This is a genomic window from Janibacter sp. GS2, assembly GCF_051200835.1.
Classification (GTDB): domain Bacteria; phylum Actinomycetota; class Actinomycetes; order Actinomycetales; family Dermatophilaceae; genus Janibacter.
Genome location: NZ_CP195161.1, coordinates 574,010 through 589,217 on the forward strand (window position 1 = coordinate 574,010; position 15,208 = coordinate 589,217).

Sequence of the window (15,208 nt, forward strand, 5' to 3'; positions counted from 1 at the left end):
GATGGCGACAGAGGTCAGCTGTTCTTGCCGGACTGGTTCGGGGTGCCCCCGCCCGACTTCTTGGCGCGCTTCTTCGACCTGGGCTGCTGCCGCTGACCGGAGATCACGCCCTTCGCCTCCAGCTCGGCGGTCATCTCGGCGTCGTGCGCGCGCTCGCGCGTCTCCTCATAGGTGTCAGCCGACTTGCCCTGCTTCTGGCGCCGCTGCTGCATCGCCTTCTCCGCAGCCGATCCGGGGGCCGGCATGCGGCGGATCACGTAGAACTGCTGGCACATGGTCCACAGGTTCGTCGAGAACCAGTAGATGAGGACACCGACGGGGAAGAACCCGCCGGAGACGGCGAAGATGATCGGGAAGAGGTAGAGCATCAGCTTCTGCTGCTGCGCGAACTGACCCTCCAGGGCCGAGGCCGGCATGTTCTTGCGCATCAGCTGGTACTGCGTCGTGAACGTCGTCGCCGACATGAGGATGATGAGGACGACCGTGACGATCTTGACGCTGATCTCGTCCGAGCCCATGAACTGGGCGGAGAGAGGAGCACCGAAGATCGCCGAGGACTCCGCCTGCGCGGCGACCTGTTGCGTGATGGGGCCGATGGCAGCGGCCTTGCCGCTCCCGATCTCGTCGAGGGAGTTCAGGACCCGGAAGAGGCCGTAGAAGAAGGGCATCTGCACGAGGATGGGCAGACAGGAGGAGAACGGGTTCGTTCCGCTGTCCTTGTAGAGCGCCATCGTCTCTTCCGTCATCTTCTGACGGGAGTCGGGATCCTTCTTGTCCTTGTACTTCGCCTGGATCTTTTGCATCTCGGGCTGGATGAGCTGCATCTTGCGCGAGGCGTGGATCTGCTTGACGAAGAGCGGGATGAGCGCGGCGCGCATCACGAGCACGAGGCCGGCGATGGACAGCGTCCACGTCCACCCGTTGGCCTCCGGCATCCCGACCGCGGTCAGGGCGCCGTGCCACAGATACATGATCCAGGCGACCAGCCACTCGAAGGGGAAGATGATGTCGCTGAAGCTCACTCGGTGAACATCCTTCGGTCGGTGGCGTCGCGCTCGACGCCGTCGTCGTGGTCCTCCACCTCAGCCAGCCGGGGCTTCGCCAGATCGGGCGAGCCCCGCTCGGCCCAGGTGTCGGGCACGTGGTCGATGCCCCCGGCGGACCAGGGGTTGCACCGCAGCAGGCGGTGCACGGACAGGTAGCCACCCCGGGCCGGGCCGAAGCGCTGGAGCGCGGTCACGGCGTAGGCGGAGCAGCTGGGGAAGTAGCGGCAGCTCTGGGGCAGCAGGGGCGAGACCAGGATCTGGTAGGCCCGGACGACCCAGATCAGCGGCAGGGCAAGGATCCTCATATGTCCTCGTCAACGAGCAGGTCGCGGACACAGTGCCGCATCGCGGCGCCGAGCTCCGCGGACGACGCCTCGGCCGCGGCCGGGTTGGCTCGGACGACGAGGTCCGTCCCGGGCGGCAGGTGCGGCAGGATCTCGCCGGCCTGGGCCCGCAGCCGGCGCTTGACCCGGGTCCGGACCACCGCGTTGCCCACGGCCTTGGACACGACGAGACCGACACGCGAGGCCGGGCCTCGAGCATCGGTGGCAGTGGCGTGCGCCGCCGGTCGGGCGTGGACCACGAGGAGCCGGGAACCGTGGCGGGTCGTGCCCCGTCCCCGGATGGTCGCCGCGAAGTCCGCGCGTTCCGTCAGGCGGTGCCGCGCGGGCAGCACCGTCGCCTCGTCAGGCGGAGAGCTTGTTGCGGCCCTTGGCGCGGCGGTTGGCCAGGATCGACCGGCCGGCGCGCGTGCGCATCCGCAGACGGAAGCCGTGGGTCTTCGAGCGACGGCGGGTGTTCGGCTGGAAGGTGCGCTTGCTCATGGCAGTCTCCGATGATCGATGGACCTCGTCGGTCCGGTGCTCAGGTGGATGGCGTCGGTCGCCATCGGAAACCCACGTCTGGCGCGTGCGGGACGAGCCTGGAGAACATGGGTATGCGAAAGCGGCCGACAGACCTCGATCCACGCTACGGCAGCGCCGTTGTGAGGGTCAAACCACGCGACGGGGCGCCCAGCGCGCTCGTCCAACCGCCCGACGCTGCCATGCCACCGACTCGGGATGATGATGACACGCCGGGGCCCCCGAAATCGTTCCGGGGTCCGGGTTGCCCCCTCCTCGAGAGTGTTGTTAGCGTCACTCCTCACCACCCTCGCCACCGACGGCTACCCACAACCTGTGGACAACCTTGTGGACGCCCTCGACGGATCCTCTCCGGCAGGGTCGGATGTGACAGAACCAGCCCGGACGGCCACGCGCCGCAGGAAGATGAGGTGCGCACGTGGCCGAAGGCGAGGTCGACTTCGGCGAGGTGTGGCGCACCACCCTCGACACCCTCGACGCCGACGGTGTCCCGGTCACCCGGCGCGCCTTCCTCAGCATGGCCCGTCTCGTCGGACTCCTCGACGACACCGCCCTCATCGCCGTTCCGGACGACTTCTCCAAGAACTTCGTCGAGCAGCGCCTGCGCATGCACGTGACCCAGGCGCTCTCCGACCAGCTTGGTCGCGAGGTCCGCCTGGCCGTGACCGTCGACCCCGATCTCGCGGACGGTGAGCCGCTGCCTCCCACCCAGGGACTCGACGCCGAGCCCACGGCACCGTCACACCAACGTCCTCGCCCGCAGGGTCTGTCGTCGACACTGCCCATCGAAGGACGCGACGACGGCCTCGTGGACGAGGACCCCGAGCCGGTTCCGACCCGCTCCCGGCGTGGTCGGCCCGAGCCCGAGCAGGTCGAGCTGACCCGGCTGAACCCGAAGTACACCTTCGACACCTTCGTCATCGGCGCCAGCAACCGCTTCGCCAACGCGGCCGCGGTCGCCGTCGCGGAGGCACCGGCCAAGGCGTACAACCCCCTCTTCATCTACGGCGAGTCCGGTCTGGGCAAGACCCACCTGCTGCACGCGATCGGGCACTACGCCCGCAGCCTCTATCCCCACGTCAAGGTGCGCTACGTGAACTCCGAGGAGTTCACCAACGACTTCATCAACAGCATCCGCGACGACAAGGCCGCGAACTTCCAACGCCGCTACCGCGATGTCGACGTGCTGCTCATCGACGACATCCAGTTCCTCCAGGGCAAGATGCAGACGCAGGAGGAGTTCTTCCACACCTTCAACACGCTGCACAACGCGAACAAGCAGGTCGTCATCACCTCGGACGTCGCTCCGAAGCTGCTGTCCGGCTTCGAGGAACGAATGCGCAGTCGCTTCGAATGGGGCCTGCTCACCGATGTGCAGCCTCCCGACCTCGAGACGAGGATCGCGATCCTGCGCAAGAAGGCCATCCAGGAGAAGCTCTCCGTGCCCGCCGATGTCCTCGAGTTCATCGCCAGCCGGATCAGCACGAACATCCGCGAGCTGGAGGGCGCCCTGATCCGCGTCACCGCCTTCGCGAGCCTGAACCGTCAGCCGGTCGACATCGGACTGGCGCAGATCGTGCTCAAGGACCTCATCCCCAACGAGCAGTCGAGCGAGATCTCCAGCGCGACGATCATGGCCCAGACGGCCGACTACTTCGGCCTGACCATCGAGGACCTGCAGAGCGCCTCACGCACCCGGCTGCTCGTGACGGCCCGTCAGATCGCGATGTACCTGTGCCGTGAGCTGACGGACATGTCGCTGCCGAAGATCGGTGAGCAGTTCGGTGGTCGCGACCACACGACAGTCATGCACGCCGAGCGCAAGATCCGCGAGCTCATGGGTGAGCGACGCGCGATCTACAACCAGGTGACCGAGCTGACCAACCGCATCAAGCAGCAGGCCGGCTGACCCTCCCTTCCCCACTCTGTCGGTGTCTATCGTGTGATGGATACTCCCCGATAGAGCCTGATCGACGGATATCCACAGTCTTCTCCCCACCCTGTGGGTCCGGCGACACCGGACCGCAACCTTCCCTCAAGCCCGTGCCGTGTCCGAGGTTGTCCACACATCCACAGGCTGTGGACAATCTTGTGGGTACCCGCCCGGCCCCGAACGTGGGACCAACACGCCCGATGTCGTCCACAGGCGAGGTCGTCCGTGCCCCTCGCACCCCCCGACCGACGCCCGACGGTGGCCTGCGGTCGCGATCCCCCACCATCCCGGGCCGCTCCGCAGCGACATCGTCCACAGCACCCTGGGGACAAGCATGTGCGCAGACTGTGCAGGGACGCCCCGGCCTGGTGACGACGGTGATTCCCCCACAGCCCCTCCCCGTCGTGCACAGCCGGTCCACCGCGTCGTCCCCAGGCGGATCCGGGGCCACGAGCGGCCTGACGGGGGTTGTCCACGTCGTCCACACCGCCTATGACAACGATGAGTCCTCTCTCCATCTGATCCCTCCCCCACGCATTGCGACCTGCCCTGCTGTGGATGACGACATCGTGACCACGCCTTGCAGAATCACCAGGACACCCTCGGTTCCCGGTGAGGCGCTCGACCGCGTAATGTCGGGACCCACGTGCGCTGCACGTGGATCCGTGTCATCCCATGACCTCGCGCACTTGGGCGCGTCGAAGGGTAGGTCTGTCGTGAAGTTCCGCGTCGAGCGCGATGTGCTGGCCGAGGCGGTCACCTGGGTGGCCCGCAGCCTGCCGAGTCGTCCGCCGGTCCCCGTCCTGGCCGGTGTCCTCATCGAGGCCACCGACGACGGGTCGCTCACCCTCTCCGCCTTCGACTACGAGGTCTCCGCCCGGATCACCGTCGCCGCAGAGGTCGCCGAGGCGGGCACCGCCCTGGTCCTCGGCCGCCTCCTGGCCGACATCTCCCGGAACCTCCCGGGGAAGCCGGTGGACATCGCGACCGACGGTGCCAAGGTCCAGGTGACCTGCGGCAGCTCGCGCTTCGCCCTCCTGCAGATGCCCGCGGACGAGTACCCGACCCTGCCGACCTCCCCCGAGTCCAGCGGCAGCATCGACGGCACGCTCTTCACCCAGGCCGTCCAGCAGGTGCAGATCGCCGCCGACCGCGGCGACACCCTGCCGATCCTCACCGGTGTCCGCGTCGAGATCGAGGGCGAGAAGATCACCCTGCTCGCCACCGACCGGTACCGCCTCGCGATGCGTGAGCTCACCTGGCAGCCCCGCGCCTCGGACGCCAGCCACATCGCACTCATCCCGGCGCGCACCCTCTCCGACACCGCGAAGGCGCTCGGTGCTGCCGGCTCGATCGAGGTCTCCCTCGGTGCAGCCGGCGCCGGCTCGGGACTCGTCGGCTTCGAGGCCGGCCAGCGCCACACGACGAGCCGTCTGCTCGACGGTGAGTACCCCAAGGTCGCCAAGATCTTCCCGACCGAGAGCGAGACCGAGGCCGTCGTGGCCACCGAGACGTTGACGGAGGCCGTCAAGCGTGTCGCCCTCGTGACCGAGCGCAACACCCCGGTCCGGCTGCGCTTCACCGACGGACAGGTGACCATCGAGGCCGGCGCCGGCGACGACGCCCAGGCCTCCGAGGCGATCGAGGCGAAGGTCGACGGCCCGCAGATCGAGGTCGCCTTCAACCCCGGCTACCTCCTCGACGGTCTCGGGGTCCTGGGCACGACCTTCACCCGGCTGTCCTTCACGGCCCCGCTCAAGCCGGCGATGATCACCGGTCAGGAGTCGCTGGACTCGCAGATCGACACGACCTACCGCTACGTGCTCCAGCCGGTCCGACTCGCCGGCTGAGCCTCCCTTCGTCCGACGACCCACGAAAGGCCCCACATGCAGCTCGGTCTCATCGGCCTCGGCAAGATGGGCGGCAACATGCGCGAGCGTGTGCGCCGTGCCGGTCACGAGGTCATCGGCTACGACACCGATCCCGAGGTCTCGGACGCCGAGAGCGTCCAGGCGATGGTCGATCGCCTCGAGGCCCCGCGCACGGTGTGGGTCATGGTCCCGGCCGGGAAGGTCACTCGCGAGGTGATCAGCGACCTCGCGGACCGCCTCTTCCCCGGTGACCTCGTCATCGACGGCGGCAACTCCCGCTTCAGCGACGACGTCCCCAACGCCGAGCTGCTCGGGGCGAAGGGGGTCGGCTACCTCGACTGTGGCGTCTCCGGCGGCATCTGGGGCCTGGACAACGGCTACGGCCTCATGTGCGGCGGCGACGCGGAGCACGTCGAGCAGGCCATGCCGATCTTCGACGCCCTGCGCCCGGAGGGGCCCCGCGACGAGGGCTTCGTCCACGCGGGCGCGGTCGGCGCCGGCCACTACGTGAAGATGGTCCACAACGGCATCGAGTACGGGCTGATGCACGCCTACGCCGAGGGCTACGAGCTGCTGGAGAAGAAGGACATCGTCACCGACGTCCCGGGCGCCTTCAAGGCGTGGAGCCGCGGCACCGTCGTGCGCTCCTGGCTGCTGGACCTCATGGTCACGGCGCTCGAGGACAACCCTGAGCTCGAGGACGTCAGCGACTACACGGCCGACTCCGGGGAGGGCCGGTGGACGGTCGAGGAGGGCATCGCCAATGCCGTGCCCATGCCGGTCATCTCGGCCTCGCTCTTCGCCCGCTTCGCCTCCCGTCAGCAGGTCAGCCCGGCCATGCAGGCCGTCGCCGCGCTGCGCGGTCAGTTCGGTGGGCACCAGGTCATGACCGTCGCCGAGGGCGAGGACCTGCGCACCGAGGCGGCGAAGGGGGTGGCCTCCCCCGACGCCAGCGCCGCGCAGGAGGAGAGGAAGATCGCCCGGCCCACCGACCCGACCGAGGCGACGAAGGGCGACGCCACCCGTGCCGGCCCGACGTCGGGCACCGAGAGCACGGGCGGGTCGCCGGGACCGACGAGCGGCACCGGCTCGACGGGATGAGGCCGGGGGCTCGCGCCGGGATGTGGTCATGCACGTCCGGCACCTGAGCATCGGGGACTTCCGCAGCTACCCCGTGGCGGAGCTCGCCCTCGAGCCCGGGGTGACGACCCTCGTCGGCCTCAACGGTCAGGGCAAGACCAACCTCGTCGAGGCCATCGGCTATGTCGCCTCGCTGTCGAGCCATCGCGTCTCCACCGACCAGCCCCTCGTGCGCTTCGGGGCCAGCCGGGCCATCGTCCGGGCGGCCGTCGTGCGTGACGAGCGGGAGAGTCTCGTCGAGCTGGAGATCACCCCCGGCAAGGCCAACCGGGCCAAGCTCAACCGCTCCCCCTTGCCCCGGACCCGAGACGTGCTGGGCACGCTGCGCACCGTGCTCTTCGCGCCCGAGGACCTGTCGCTGGTCAAGGGAGATCCGGGCGAGCGACGCCGATTCCTCGACGACCTCCTCGTGCAGCGCCAGCCGAGGTGGGCGGGGGTGCGCGGGGACTACGACAAGATCCTGCGCCAGCGCGGGGCGCTGCTGAAGTCCGCGGCCTCGATCCTCGGCGCACGTCGTGGTCGTCGGCGCCGGAGCGTGTCCGCGCCGGAGGGCGTGGACCCGGCAGCGGCGGCCGAGGAGGCGCTGCGCACCCTGGAGATCTGGGACGACCACCTCGCGACCGTCGGCAGCCAGCTGCTCTATGCCCGACTGCGGCTGCTGCGCGATCTCGTGCCCCACCTGCAGGAGGCCTACCGGGAGGTCAGCGCCAACCAGTCCGAGGCGACCGCCGTCTACCGTTCCTCGCTCCACGAGGAGGCGGCCGAGGCGATCGCCACCGGTGAGGTCCCGGAGGTGGACGAGCTGCGGGTCATGCTCCTCGACTCGCTGGCCGGCGTCCGTGACCAGGAGGTCGAGCGCGGGGTGAACCTCGTCGGTCCCCACCGCGACGACCTCGTCCTCGGTCTCGGACCGATGCCGGCGAAGGGGTACGCGAGCCACGGTGAGTCCTGGTCCTTCGCCCTCGGGCTGCGACTCGCGTCGTACCACCTGCTGCGCCACGACCTCGGTGACGACCCGGTGCTCGTCCTCGACGACGTCTTCGCCGAGCTGGACTCTGGACGCCGGGAGCGCCTGGCGGGCCTCATCGCCGAGTGCGAGCAGGTGCTCATCACCGCCGCGGTCCCCGAGGACGTGCCCCGGTCACTCGCGGGGCGCCGATACACGGTCTCGCTCGGCGAGATCGGGGAGGCATCGTGACCGACGAGGAGGGGGTCGAGGAGGAGGTCGAGGAGGGCGAGGTCGATCCGAGCGTCGAGGACGCGGCCTCCTCGGCGCTCGCCCGGGCGCGGGCGAGCGCATCGAAGAAGGGCCTCCGGCCGGGGATGAGGCCACGACCGAAACGGCGTCGGCACGCCCCCGGATCCACGGCGAAGGGCGCCTCCGGCCGGGACCCGATGACCATCGGTGACCAGGTCGAGCGGATCGTCGGCGATCGCGGGTGGCAGGTCGATGTCGCCGCCGGGTCCGTCATGGGCCGGTGGCCGGAGATCGTCGGCCCGCAGGTGGCCGAGCACTGCGAGCCGGTGAGCTTCGAGGCCGGGGTGCTGTCGGTGCGCGCGGACTCGACGGCCTGGGCCACGCAGATCCGCCTGCTCTCGAGCTCGTTGCTGGGCCGGATCGGGGACGCCGTCGGCCCGGACGTCGTCCACGAGCTGCGGGTGCACGGCCCGAGCGCTCCGTCGTGGTCTCGTGGCCTGCGCCGCACCAGCGACGGGCGGGGACCGCGCGACACCTACGGCTGAGCTGTTCCGCGGGTGGGAACACCCTCCCTGCGGACGCGCTCTCGGGTGGAGAGTCGACGGAGACGGGGCACTGGTGCCCCGGGTGACGACCACGAAGGAGTGTTCGGTGAGGACGATCATCGTGCAGCCGTCGGGGACGAGGATCCACGTCGACCCCGGCGACACGCTGCTGGCCGGCCTGCAGAAGGCGGGCTACGCCTACACGGTGGGCTGCCGTCGCGGCGGCTGCGGGATCTGCAAGATCGACGTCCTCGAGGGTGACTTCTCCTACTGCCGACCCGTGGCCGACACGGTCATCACCACCGAGGAACGGAGCGACGGCACCTGCCTGAGCTGTCGTGCCGTTCCCGAGGACGACCTGACCATCCAGCTGCGAGACGCGTCCCTGCGCCTCGTCAACCCCCTGCTCGGCCAGATCAACGCGACGGCGCGTCAGCGCGCCGAGGCCGGGCGCACCGCACCGGAGGAGCAGTAGACATGGGCATCATGCGAATGGGGTACGCCCACGTGCGTGTCACCGACATGACCGAGGCGAAGAACCACTACGCCTCGACACTGGGTCTCTACCAGACCCTGGAGGACATCTCCCCCGAGGGAAACAAGCGCACCTTCTACAAGGGCTGGGACGAGTGGGACCACCACTCCCTGGTGCTCGAGGAAGGGGGGGTCGGTGTCGTCAAGTACGGCTGGAAGGTGCAGCACGAGGCGGACCTCGACGACATCGAGAAGAAGGCCCAGACCTTCGGTCTGAGCGTCGAGCGCATGGCCGCCGGGGACAACCCGGAGGTCGGTGACGGGATCCGCTTCACCACGACGAGCGACCACGTCTTCGAGGTGTACCACTCGCAGACGGCGATCGGGACCGAGGTGGGCACGCACAACCCCGACCCCTTCCCGCGGCACCTCGTCGGGATCGGTGTCCCGGCGCTCGACCACTCGCTCATCACCTGCGAGGACCCGAAGCTCATGGAGCGCCTGCTCATGGACGTCTTCGACTTCTACGCCACCGAGCGGGTCCAGACCACGCTCGAGGACGACCACGACCTCGTCGGTACGTGGATGACCTCGAACAACCAGATCCACCAGATGGCCGTCATCGGCGGCCCGCAGGGCAAGCTGCACCACTTCGCCTACCGGCTGGACAACTGGAACGAGGTCGGCCACGCGGCGGACCTGATGACGATGGACGACGTGCCGATCGACGTCACCCCGACCCGCCACGGGATCACGCGCGGCCAGACGGTCTACTTCTTCGACCCGAGCGGCAACCGCAACGAGGTCTTCGCCGGTGGGTACTTGGCCTTCCCGGACCGACCGACGAATGTCTGGACGGTCGACCAGCTCGGTCAGGGCATCTTCTACCACGCTCGTGAGCTCAACGAGCGCTTCACCACCGTCCTCACCTGATGGATCACACCCGCGCGAGCGCCGTCCTGACCCTCTCCGGGGCCCGGGCGGCGCTCGACGCCGCTCTCGAGCACGCACACCGCCACGACCTGCGGATGAACATCGCGGTCGTCGACTCCGGTGGCGTCCTGCTCAGCTTCGCCCGGATGGACGGCGCCTTCGCCCACTCCGGGGACATCGCCACGGACAAGGCGCGCACGACGATCGGTTTCGGTGGCCTGGCGACGGCCGACCTCTACGGCGCGCTGTCCGCCGAGGACGCGGTGATCCGCGGGATCGGCAACCGTCCGGGAGTGGCCGCCTTCGGTGGTGCCGTCCCGATCCGGGTCGCGGGTGAGCTCGTCGGGGCGATCGGCGCCTCCGGCGGGTCGGCCGAGGAGGACGCGCAGGTCGCGGCCGCCGGCGCCGCCGCCGTGCACGACTGAAGGGGGGAGCCCGCCCCTCCCCCCTTCGCATCTGCCTAGGCACGTGCGCTCTGGGGCCGCATCTGCCTAGGCAAATGCGGCCGGGGTGGGTATCTGCCTAGGCAAATGCGGCCGGGGTGGGTATCTGCCTAGGCAGATGCGGAGAGGGTGTGGCTGGGCAGCTCGCCGTACTTGGCGCGGTAGGCGGCGGCGAAGCGCCCGAGGTGGGTGACCCCCCAGCGCACGGCCACGTCGGTGACGCTGGCGCCACGACCGTGGACGAGGTCGTCGTGGACCCGCTGCAGGCGCACATCGTGCAGGTAGGCGAAGGGGGTTGTACCCACGTGCTCCCGGAAGGCCTGCTGGAGCCGACGCACGCTGACCCCACCGATCTCGGCCAGGTCCGCCGGGGCCCACGCCCGGGCGGGGTCGGCCTCGATCGCCCGGATGACCCGGTGGACCGGCCGCGGCCGCATGGCGGCCATCGACCCCGGTTCGTCGGGAACCGCCGCGAGCAGCAGGCCGGTGACGAGCATGCTCGCGACCGATCCCGCGACCTGGGGGTCCCGGAAGAGGTTCCCGGCGCAGTCACGCGCACTGTCGAAGGTGGCGCGGGCCATCCGCAGCCAGGCCTCCCCGTTCGCGGAGCGCAGGTCGATGTCGCCGGGGACCACGACATCCCCGCGGCCGAAGACGCGCTCGCTCTCCCGGTGCAGGAAATCCGTGTCGATGCGCAGGCCGAGGATGTCGAGGTCAGGGCCCCAGGCGGGCATGAGTGCCGGGGTGTCGGGCTGGAAGGCCGTCGCCTGGCCGGGACCGGCCTGCATGACGCGTCGACCGACGTGCGACTCGAGGTGGCCCGCGAGCGGGATGTTCACGGCCATCGCCCCCGGGTGGTCGGTGACGATCGAGACCGTGGCGCCGAAGCGGATGCGGGCCAGGCGACACCGGTCGAGGTCGACGAGCTCGAGACCGGACTCGGCCGCAGGGCCGCTCGAGCGCGGGCGCAGGGCGTGGGGGAAGTAGGCGTCGCTCAGGGCGTCGTGGAGCCCCTCCCAGTCCTCGAACCGGGGCGCCGACTCCAGCAAGTGCCTCATCGCACTCCTCTCGCGATCATCCGTGATCCCTCGATGATGATCCGTCCGAGTCTCGCACCCGTGAGCGTTCCGCAGCACGGAACGTCGCTGGCCACCTGCAGCACTGCGTTCTGCGGATAGCGGCTGCGTCGGGTGGATCGCCGCGACCCGCGACCCGACCTAGATTCGACGCACAACATCGATCGAGGAGAAGTGCAATGACGCCCTTCATGACCCGCGTGGCCGAGTTCGTCGGTGCACCCGACGCAGCGGACGTGGTGAGGACCGGGGACGTGCCTCCGATCTCTTCCCGGCGCACGACCATGCCCGAGACCCGGATCAGTCGTCGGGTGGCCACCGGCACCGGCGCCGACCGACACGTGGCCCTGCGTTCGTTGGCGGAGCAGTACGTCTGCGAGGCCAATGCCGTGCTCGGCCCCGGACGCGACCACCTCGACCTCGTCGACGAGCCCCTGCCCGACGAGCTCGCCTTCACCGTCACCTTCCGGGACCAGGGTGCCCGCTGCTCCACGCTCTTCACCGACGGCCGTGCCTTCGGCCGACTCGTCGGCAGCTTCTTCGACGGTGAGCAGGCCCGGGAGCTCGAGGGTCCGGACGCCCTGCCCGACCTCCTGGTGCGCCTCATGGACGCCAGCCGCGATGAGGGCACCGACGCGAGGACCCCCTCGCCGCCGACCTCCGCCTGACCCCCTTCGCCCGACCGACACCCGAGGAGAACGTCCAGTGCAGTACGAACTCAAGACCCAGGTCATCGAAGCCCAACGCCAGACCTTCACCGCCGTCGCCAAGCGCTACGGCGACAAGCCGGCCTCCCGCTACCTCGAGGGCATCATCGACGTCCAGCCGAAGGAGAACTTCCACTACCGGCCGACGTGGGACCCGACGCGGGAGATCTACGACGACACCTTCAGCGTCTTCCGGCTGACCGACCCCTACTCCTTCCTCGACCCGCGGCAGTACTACTACGCGCCCTACGTCACGGCCCGGGCGGGTCACCACGAGGCCTTCGCCACCTCCCTCGGCTACATCGAGGACCGTGGCCTGCTCGAGCGTCTCCCCGAGGGGTGGAAGAGGGTGCTCGCGGAACTCGTCATCCCCCTGCGCCACCTGGAGAGCGGTGGTCAGCTGATCCTCTGCGGCATGGCCCGTTTCGGTTTCGGCGGGACGATCACCCAGGCGGCGGCCTACTCGGCCTTCGACCGGGTCGGCAATGCCCAGGTCCTCAGCCGGGTCGGCATCGCCCTCGGCGGCGGCACCGCGGACCTGCTCGCGGACGCCAAGGAGCACTGGCTCGAGGACGCGGGGCTCCAAGCCCTGCGCAAGCTCACCGAGGAGACCATCGTCGAGAGCGACTGGGGCATCGCGCTCCTGCAGCTCGACGCCGTCGACCAGCTGCTCTACGACCTGCTCGACCGCCACCTCGACGACGAGGCCGTCGTCGCCGGCGCCTCGGCCTACTCGCTGATCTCACAGCACATGTCGAGCTGGTTCGGCGACAACCGCAAGTGGATCGACGCCCTGTACGCGACCTGGCGCGCCGACCCGCAGCTCGGCGAGACCAATGCCCGACTCCTGCAGGAGCACGGGCAGGCGGCCGCGGACAAGGCACTCGAGGCGGTGACCCCCTTCGCCGTGGCCGTCGACGAGCTGATCGGCGTCGGAGCGCTCGACTGCATCACCACCAAGGCGGCAGAGGTGCGCAGTGCGCACGCTGGCGTGCAGGCCTGAGGAAGGAACGGACATGAGTGAGCCGCAGGAAGCAGCGACCCGGACCACGGCGGCGCGTGACGTCGGTGTGGTCATCCAGGAGTCGGAGAACAACCGCCCGGTCATCGAGGCCATCGAGCAGGACAACCCGGAGTGCAGCCTGGGCCACTCCCCCGGCCTGGTGCGCATCACCGCACCCGGGCGGCTGGTGATCCTGCAGGAGACCGTCGAGGAGAAGCTCGGACGCGAGTGGGAGACCCACGAGTTCCAGATGGCGATCGTCTCCTACTTCGGCAACATCCAGGAGTGGGACGACGACGAGATCGTCATCGCCTGGGACCACTGAGCCGACACCCCGCACCACAGCGACCCATACCGACCGGACAGACCCGAACACAGACGTTCACAGGAGACCGAGATGACGCTCGCACCCGAGAAGAAGACGAAGAAGCCGAAGAAGCTCTCGATGAAGGCTCGCTACGAGGCGCTGACGCGCGGCCTCGACTGGGAGCCGAGCTATGTCGAGAAGAGCGAGATGTTCCCGCACCTCGACTACGAAGGCATCAAGATCCACGACTGGGCGGCCTGGGAGGACCCCTTCCGCCTGACGATCGACGCCTACTGCAAGTACCAGGCGGAGAAGGACAAGCGCCTCTACGCCGTCCTCGACGGCTTCGCGCAGGGCCAGGGGCACCTGGGCCTCACCGACGCCTCCTACCTCAACGCGATGAAGGTCTTCATCCAGGGCGTCACCCCGCTGGAGTACGGCGCCCACCGGCACTTCGCCTACCTCGCCCGGCACTTCGCCGGCCCGGGTCCGCGCTTCGCGGCGCTGTGCCAGTCGATCGACGAGATCCGGCACATGCAGACCGAGATCCACACCCTGAGCAACTACAACAAGCACTACTCGGGTTTCCACAACTGGCAGGAGCAGTTCGACCGGGTCTGGTACCTGTCGGTGCCGAAGAGCTTCTTCGAGGACGCCCTCTCGTGCGGCCCCTTCGAGTTCCTCATCGCCGTCGGCTTCTCCTTCGAGTACCTGCTGACCAACCTGCTCTTCGTGCCGTTCATGTCCGGCTCGTCCTTCAACGGCGACCTGCCGACGATGACCTTCGGCTTCTCCGCCCAGTCCGACGAGTCGCGCCACATGACCCTGGGTCTCGAGGCGATCAAGTTCCTCCTCGAGCAGGACGAGGACAACGTGGAGATCGTCCAGGGCTGGATCGACAAGTGGTTCTGGCGCTCCTACCGCGTCACCGCGCTCGTCGCCCAGATGCTCGACTACATGCTCCCGCGCAAGGTCATGAGCTGGAAGGAGTCCTTCGAGCTCTACTTCGAGGAGCAGATGCTCGGCGGTCTCTTCGAGGACCTCGCCTTCTACGGCATCAAGCCCCCGCGGCACGTCGAGGACGCCATCGCCGAGAAGGAGATCCTCTCCCACCAGGTGTACTGGACCCTTTACCAGTTCTCCTTCGCCGCAGGGTTCACGACCTCGATGCCCTCCGAGGAGCACCTCGACTGGCTCTCCGCGGCCTACCCGGACACCTTCGACACGCACTTTCGTCCGCTGTGGGACAAGGAGGCGAAGAACATCGCCGAGGGCGGGCGCCACTTTGCCCCGGGCCTGCCCCAGCTGTGCCAGGTCTGCCAGATCCCGATGACCTTCACCGAGCCGGGTGACCCGACCACCTTCGCCCAGCGCGAGTCGCAGTTCGAGGGGGAGATCTATCACACCTGCTCCAACGGCTGTCAGTGGATCTTCGAGCGCGAGCCGGAGAAGTACCGCCAGGCGTGGCTGCCGGTCCACCAGATCCTCGCGGGCAACTGCGGCGGGTCGAGCATCCCCGAGGTCCTCGACTGGTACGGGCTGCAGGACGGCGACAGCGGTGAGTACCTCGGCTCACGTGACCACAAGAACTGGATGGCGTGGCAGGGCGAGGCGGCCGCCGAGACCGCCGGGCCCTCCACCGACGAGACGACGAAGGCAGGTGCCTGAG

Annotated in this window: 17 protein-coding genes; 12 read left to right on the plus strand and 5 right to left on the minus strand. The window is 69.0% G+C overall.

All coding sequences use genetic code 11. The annotated features are described in order from the left end of the window. Nucleotides 1-14: 14 nt before the first annotated feature. The 4 genes from yidC to rpmH are packed head-to-tail and all read right to left on the minus strand — an operon-like array spanning nt 15 to nt 1,870. Nucleotides 15-1,022, minus strand: a complete 1,008-nt coding sequence (gene yidC, locus ACR9E9_RS02795; RefSeq protein ID WP_435201475.1) for a membrane protein insertase YidC — start codon at nt 1,020-1,022, stop codon at nt 15-17. Then, entirely contained in the window at nt 1,019-1,351 is a 333-nt protein-coding gene (gene yidD, locus ACR9E9_RS02800; protein ID WP_435201477.1) for a membrane protein insertion efficiency factor YidD, read from the minus strand. The genes yidC and yidD overlap by 4 nt, the downstream gene beginning before the upstream one ends. Then, nucleotides 1,348-1,722: a ribonuclease P protein component gene (gene rnpA / locus ACR9E9_RS02805; RefSeq protein WP_435201479.1), complete on the minus strand. Its 375-nt coding sequence runs from the start codon at nt 1,720-1,722 to the stop codon at nt 1,348-1,350. The genes yidD and rnpA overlap by 4 nt, the downstream gene beginning before the upstream one ends. A gap of 10 nt (nt 1,723-1,732) precedes the next feature. Then, on the minus strand, nt 1,733-1,870 hold the full coding sequence (gene rpmH, locus ACR9E9_RS02810) for a 50S ribosomal protein L34 (RefSeq protein WP_435201481.1): 138 nt from the start codon (nt 1,868-1,870) through the stop codon (nt 1,733-1,735). Nucleotides 1,871-2,327: 457 nt separating this feature from the next. On the opposite strand from rpmH, the gene dnaA reads away from it, so the two are divergent. The 8 genes from dnaA to ACR9E9_RS02850 all read left to right on the plus strand — a co-directional run bounded on the left by dnaA (nt 2,328) and on the right by ACR9E9_RS02850 (nt 10,428). Then, nucleotides 2,328-3,818, plus strand: a complete 1,491-nt coding sequence (dnaA, locus tag ACR9E9_RS02815) for a chromosomal replication initiator protein DnaA (protein ID WP_435201482.1) — start codon at nt 2,328-2,330, stop codon at nt 3,816-3,818. Between the two features lie 740 nt (nt 3,819-4,558). Further along, nucleotides 4,559-5,692 (plus strand): DNA polymerase III subunit beta, encoded by a 1,134-nt coding sequence (dnaN, locus tag ACR9E9_RS02820; RefSeq protein WP_435201484.1) that lies wholly within the window; start codon nt 4,559-4,561, stop codon nt 5,690-5,692. Nucleotides 5,693-5,728: 36 nt separating this feature from the next. Then, the gene (gene gnd, locus ACR9E9_RS02825) at nt 5,729-6,814 is read left to right on the plus strand and encodes a phosphogluconate dehydrogenase (NAD(+)-dependent, decarboxylating) (RefSeq protein WP_435201486.1); all 1,086 of its coding nucleotides are present in this window, start codon (nt 5,729-5,731) and stop codon (nt 6,812-6,814) included. 28 nt (nt 6,815-6,842) lie between these two features. Further along, nucleotides 6,843-8,051, plus strand: coding sequence for a DNA replication/repair protein RecF (gene recF / locus ACR9E9_RS02830; protein WP_435201488.1), 1,209 nt, complete (start codon nt 6,843-6,845; stop codon nt 8,049-8,051). Further along, on the plus strand, nt 8,048-8,596 hold the full coding sequence (locus tag ACR9E9_RS02835; protein WP_435201490.1) for a DUF721 domain-containing protein: 549 nt from the start codon (nt 8,048-8,050) through the stop codon (nt 8,594-8,596). Before recF ends, ACR9E9_RS02835 begins: the two co-directional genes overlap by 4 nt. Before the next feature lie 106 nt (nt 8,597-8,702). Next, a complete protein-coding gene (locus ACR9E9_RS02840) occupies nt 8,703-9,071 on the plus strand; it encodes a 2Fe-2S iron-sulfur cluster-binding protein (protein ID WP_435201492.1) in 369 nt (122 codons plus the stop codon). A 2-nt stretch (nt 9,072-9,073) separates the two neighbouring features. Further along, on the plus strand, nt 9,074-10,003 hold the full coding sequence (locus tag ACR9E9_RS02845) for a catechol 2,3-dioxygenase (RefSeq protein WP_435201494.1): 930 nt from the start codon (nt 9,074-9,076) through the stop codon (nt 10,001-10,003). Next, nucleotides 10,003-10,428, plus strand: coding sequence for a GlcG/HbpS family heme-binding protein (locus tag ACR9E9_RS02850; protein ID WP_435201496.1), 426 nt, complete (start codon nt 10,003-10,005; stop codon nt 10,426-10,428). The genes ACR9E9_RS02845 and ACR9E9_RS02850 overlap by 1 nt, the downstream gene beginning before the upstream one ends. A 128-nt stretch (nt 10,429-10,556) precedes the next feature. On the opposite strand, the gene ACR9E9_RS02855 is transcribed toward ACR9E9_RS02850, so the two are convergent. Then, a complete protein-coding gene (locus ACR9E9_RS02855) occupies nt 10,557-11,504 on the minus strand; it encodes an AraC family transcriptional regulator (protein WP_435201498.1) in 948 nt (315 codons plus the stop codon). A 197-nt stretch (nt 11,505-11,701) separates the two neighbouring features. On the opposite strand from ACR9E9_RS02855, the gene ACR9E9_RS02860 reads away from it, so the two are divergent. The 4 genes from ACR9E9_RS02860 (at nt 11,702) to ACR9E9_RS02875 (ending at nt 15,207) form a co-directional block, all read left to right on the plus strand. After that, nucleotides 11,702-12,190, plus strand: a complete 489-nt coding sequence (locus ACR9E9_RS02860; RefSeq protein WP_435201500.1) for a hypothetical protein — start codon at nt 11,702-11,704, stop codon at nt 12,188-12,190. Between the two features lie 37 nt (nt 12,191-12,227). Next, nucleotides 12,228-13,232 (plus strand): hypothetical protein, encoded by a 1,005-nt coding sequence (locus ACR9E9_RS02865; protein WP_435201502.1) that lies wholly within the window; start codon nt 12,228-12,230, stop codon nt 13,230-13,232. Nucleotides 13,233-13,245: 13 nt separating this feature from the next. Further along, a complete protein-coding gene (locus ACR9E9_RS02870; RefSeq protein WP_435201504.1) occupies nt 13,246-13,557 on the plus strand; it encodes an MmoB/DmpM family protein in 312 nt (103 codons plus the stop codon). A 72-nt stretch (nt 13,558-13,629) separates the two neighbouring features. Further along, entirely contained in the window at nt 13,630-15,207 is a 1,578-nt protein-coding gene (locus tag ACR9E9_RS02875) for a YHS domain-containing protein (RefSeq protein WP_435201506.1), read from the plus strand. The last annotated feature ends 1 nt before the right edge of the window (nt 15,208 follow it).

Bases quoted from the DNA above. Each gene is read 5' to 3' on its own strand.
- recF (WP_435201488.1), top strand. From the start codon at position 6,843: ATGCACGTCCGGCACCTGAGCATCGGGGACTTCCGCAGCTACCCCGTG.
- yidD (WP_435201477.1), bottom strand. From the start codon at position 1,351: ATGAGGATCCTTGCCCTGCCGCTGATCTGGGTCGTCCGGGCCTACCAG.
- ACR9E9_RS02870 (WP_435201504.1), top strand. From the start codon at position 13,246: ATGAGTGAGCCGCAGGAAGCAGCGACCCGGACCACGGCGGCGCGTGAC.
- ACR9E9_RS02850 (WP_435201496.1), top strand. From the start codon at position 10,003: ATGGATCACACCCGCGCGAGCGCCGTCCTGACCCTCTCCGGGGCCCGG.
- ACR9E9_RS02855 (WP_435201498.1), bottom strand. From the start codon at position 11,504: ATGAGGCACTTGCTGGAGTCGGCGCCCCGGTTCGAGGACTGGGAGGGG.
- rpmH (WP_435201481.1), bottom strand. From the start codon at position 1,870: ATGAGCAAGCGCACCTTCCAGCCGAACACCCGCCGTCGCTCGAAGACC.
- ACR9E9_RS02860 (WP_435201500.1), top strand. From the start codon at position 11,702: ATGACGCCCTTCATGACCCGCGTGGCCGAGTTCGTCGGTGCACCCGAC.
- ACR9E9_RS02845 (WP_435201494.1), top strand. From the start codon at position 9,074: ATGGGCATCATGCGAATGGGGTACGCCCACGTGCGTGTCACCGACATG.
- ACR9E9_RS02875 (WP_435201506.1), top strand. From the start codon at position 13,630: ATGACGCTCGCACCCGAGAAGAAGACGAAGAAGCCGAAGAAGCTCTCG.
- gnd (WP_435201486.1), top strand. From the start codon at position 5,729: ATGCAGCTCGGTCTCATCGGCCTCGGCAAGATGGGCGGCAACATGCGC.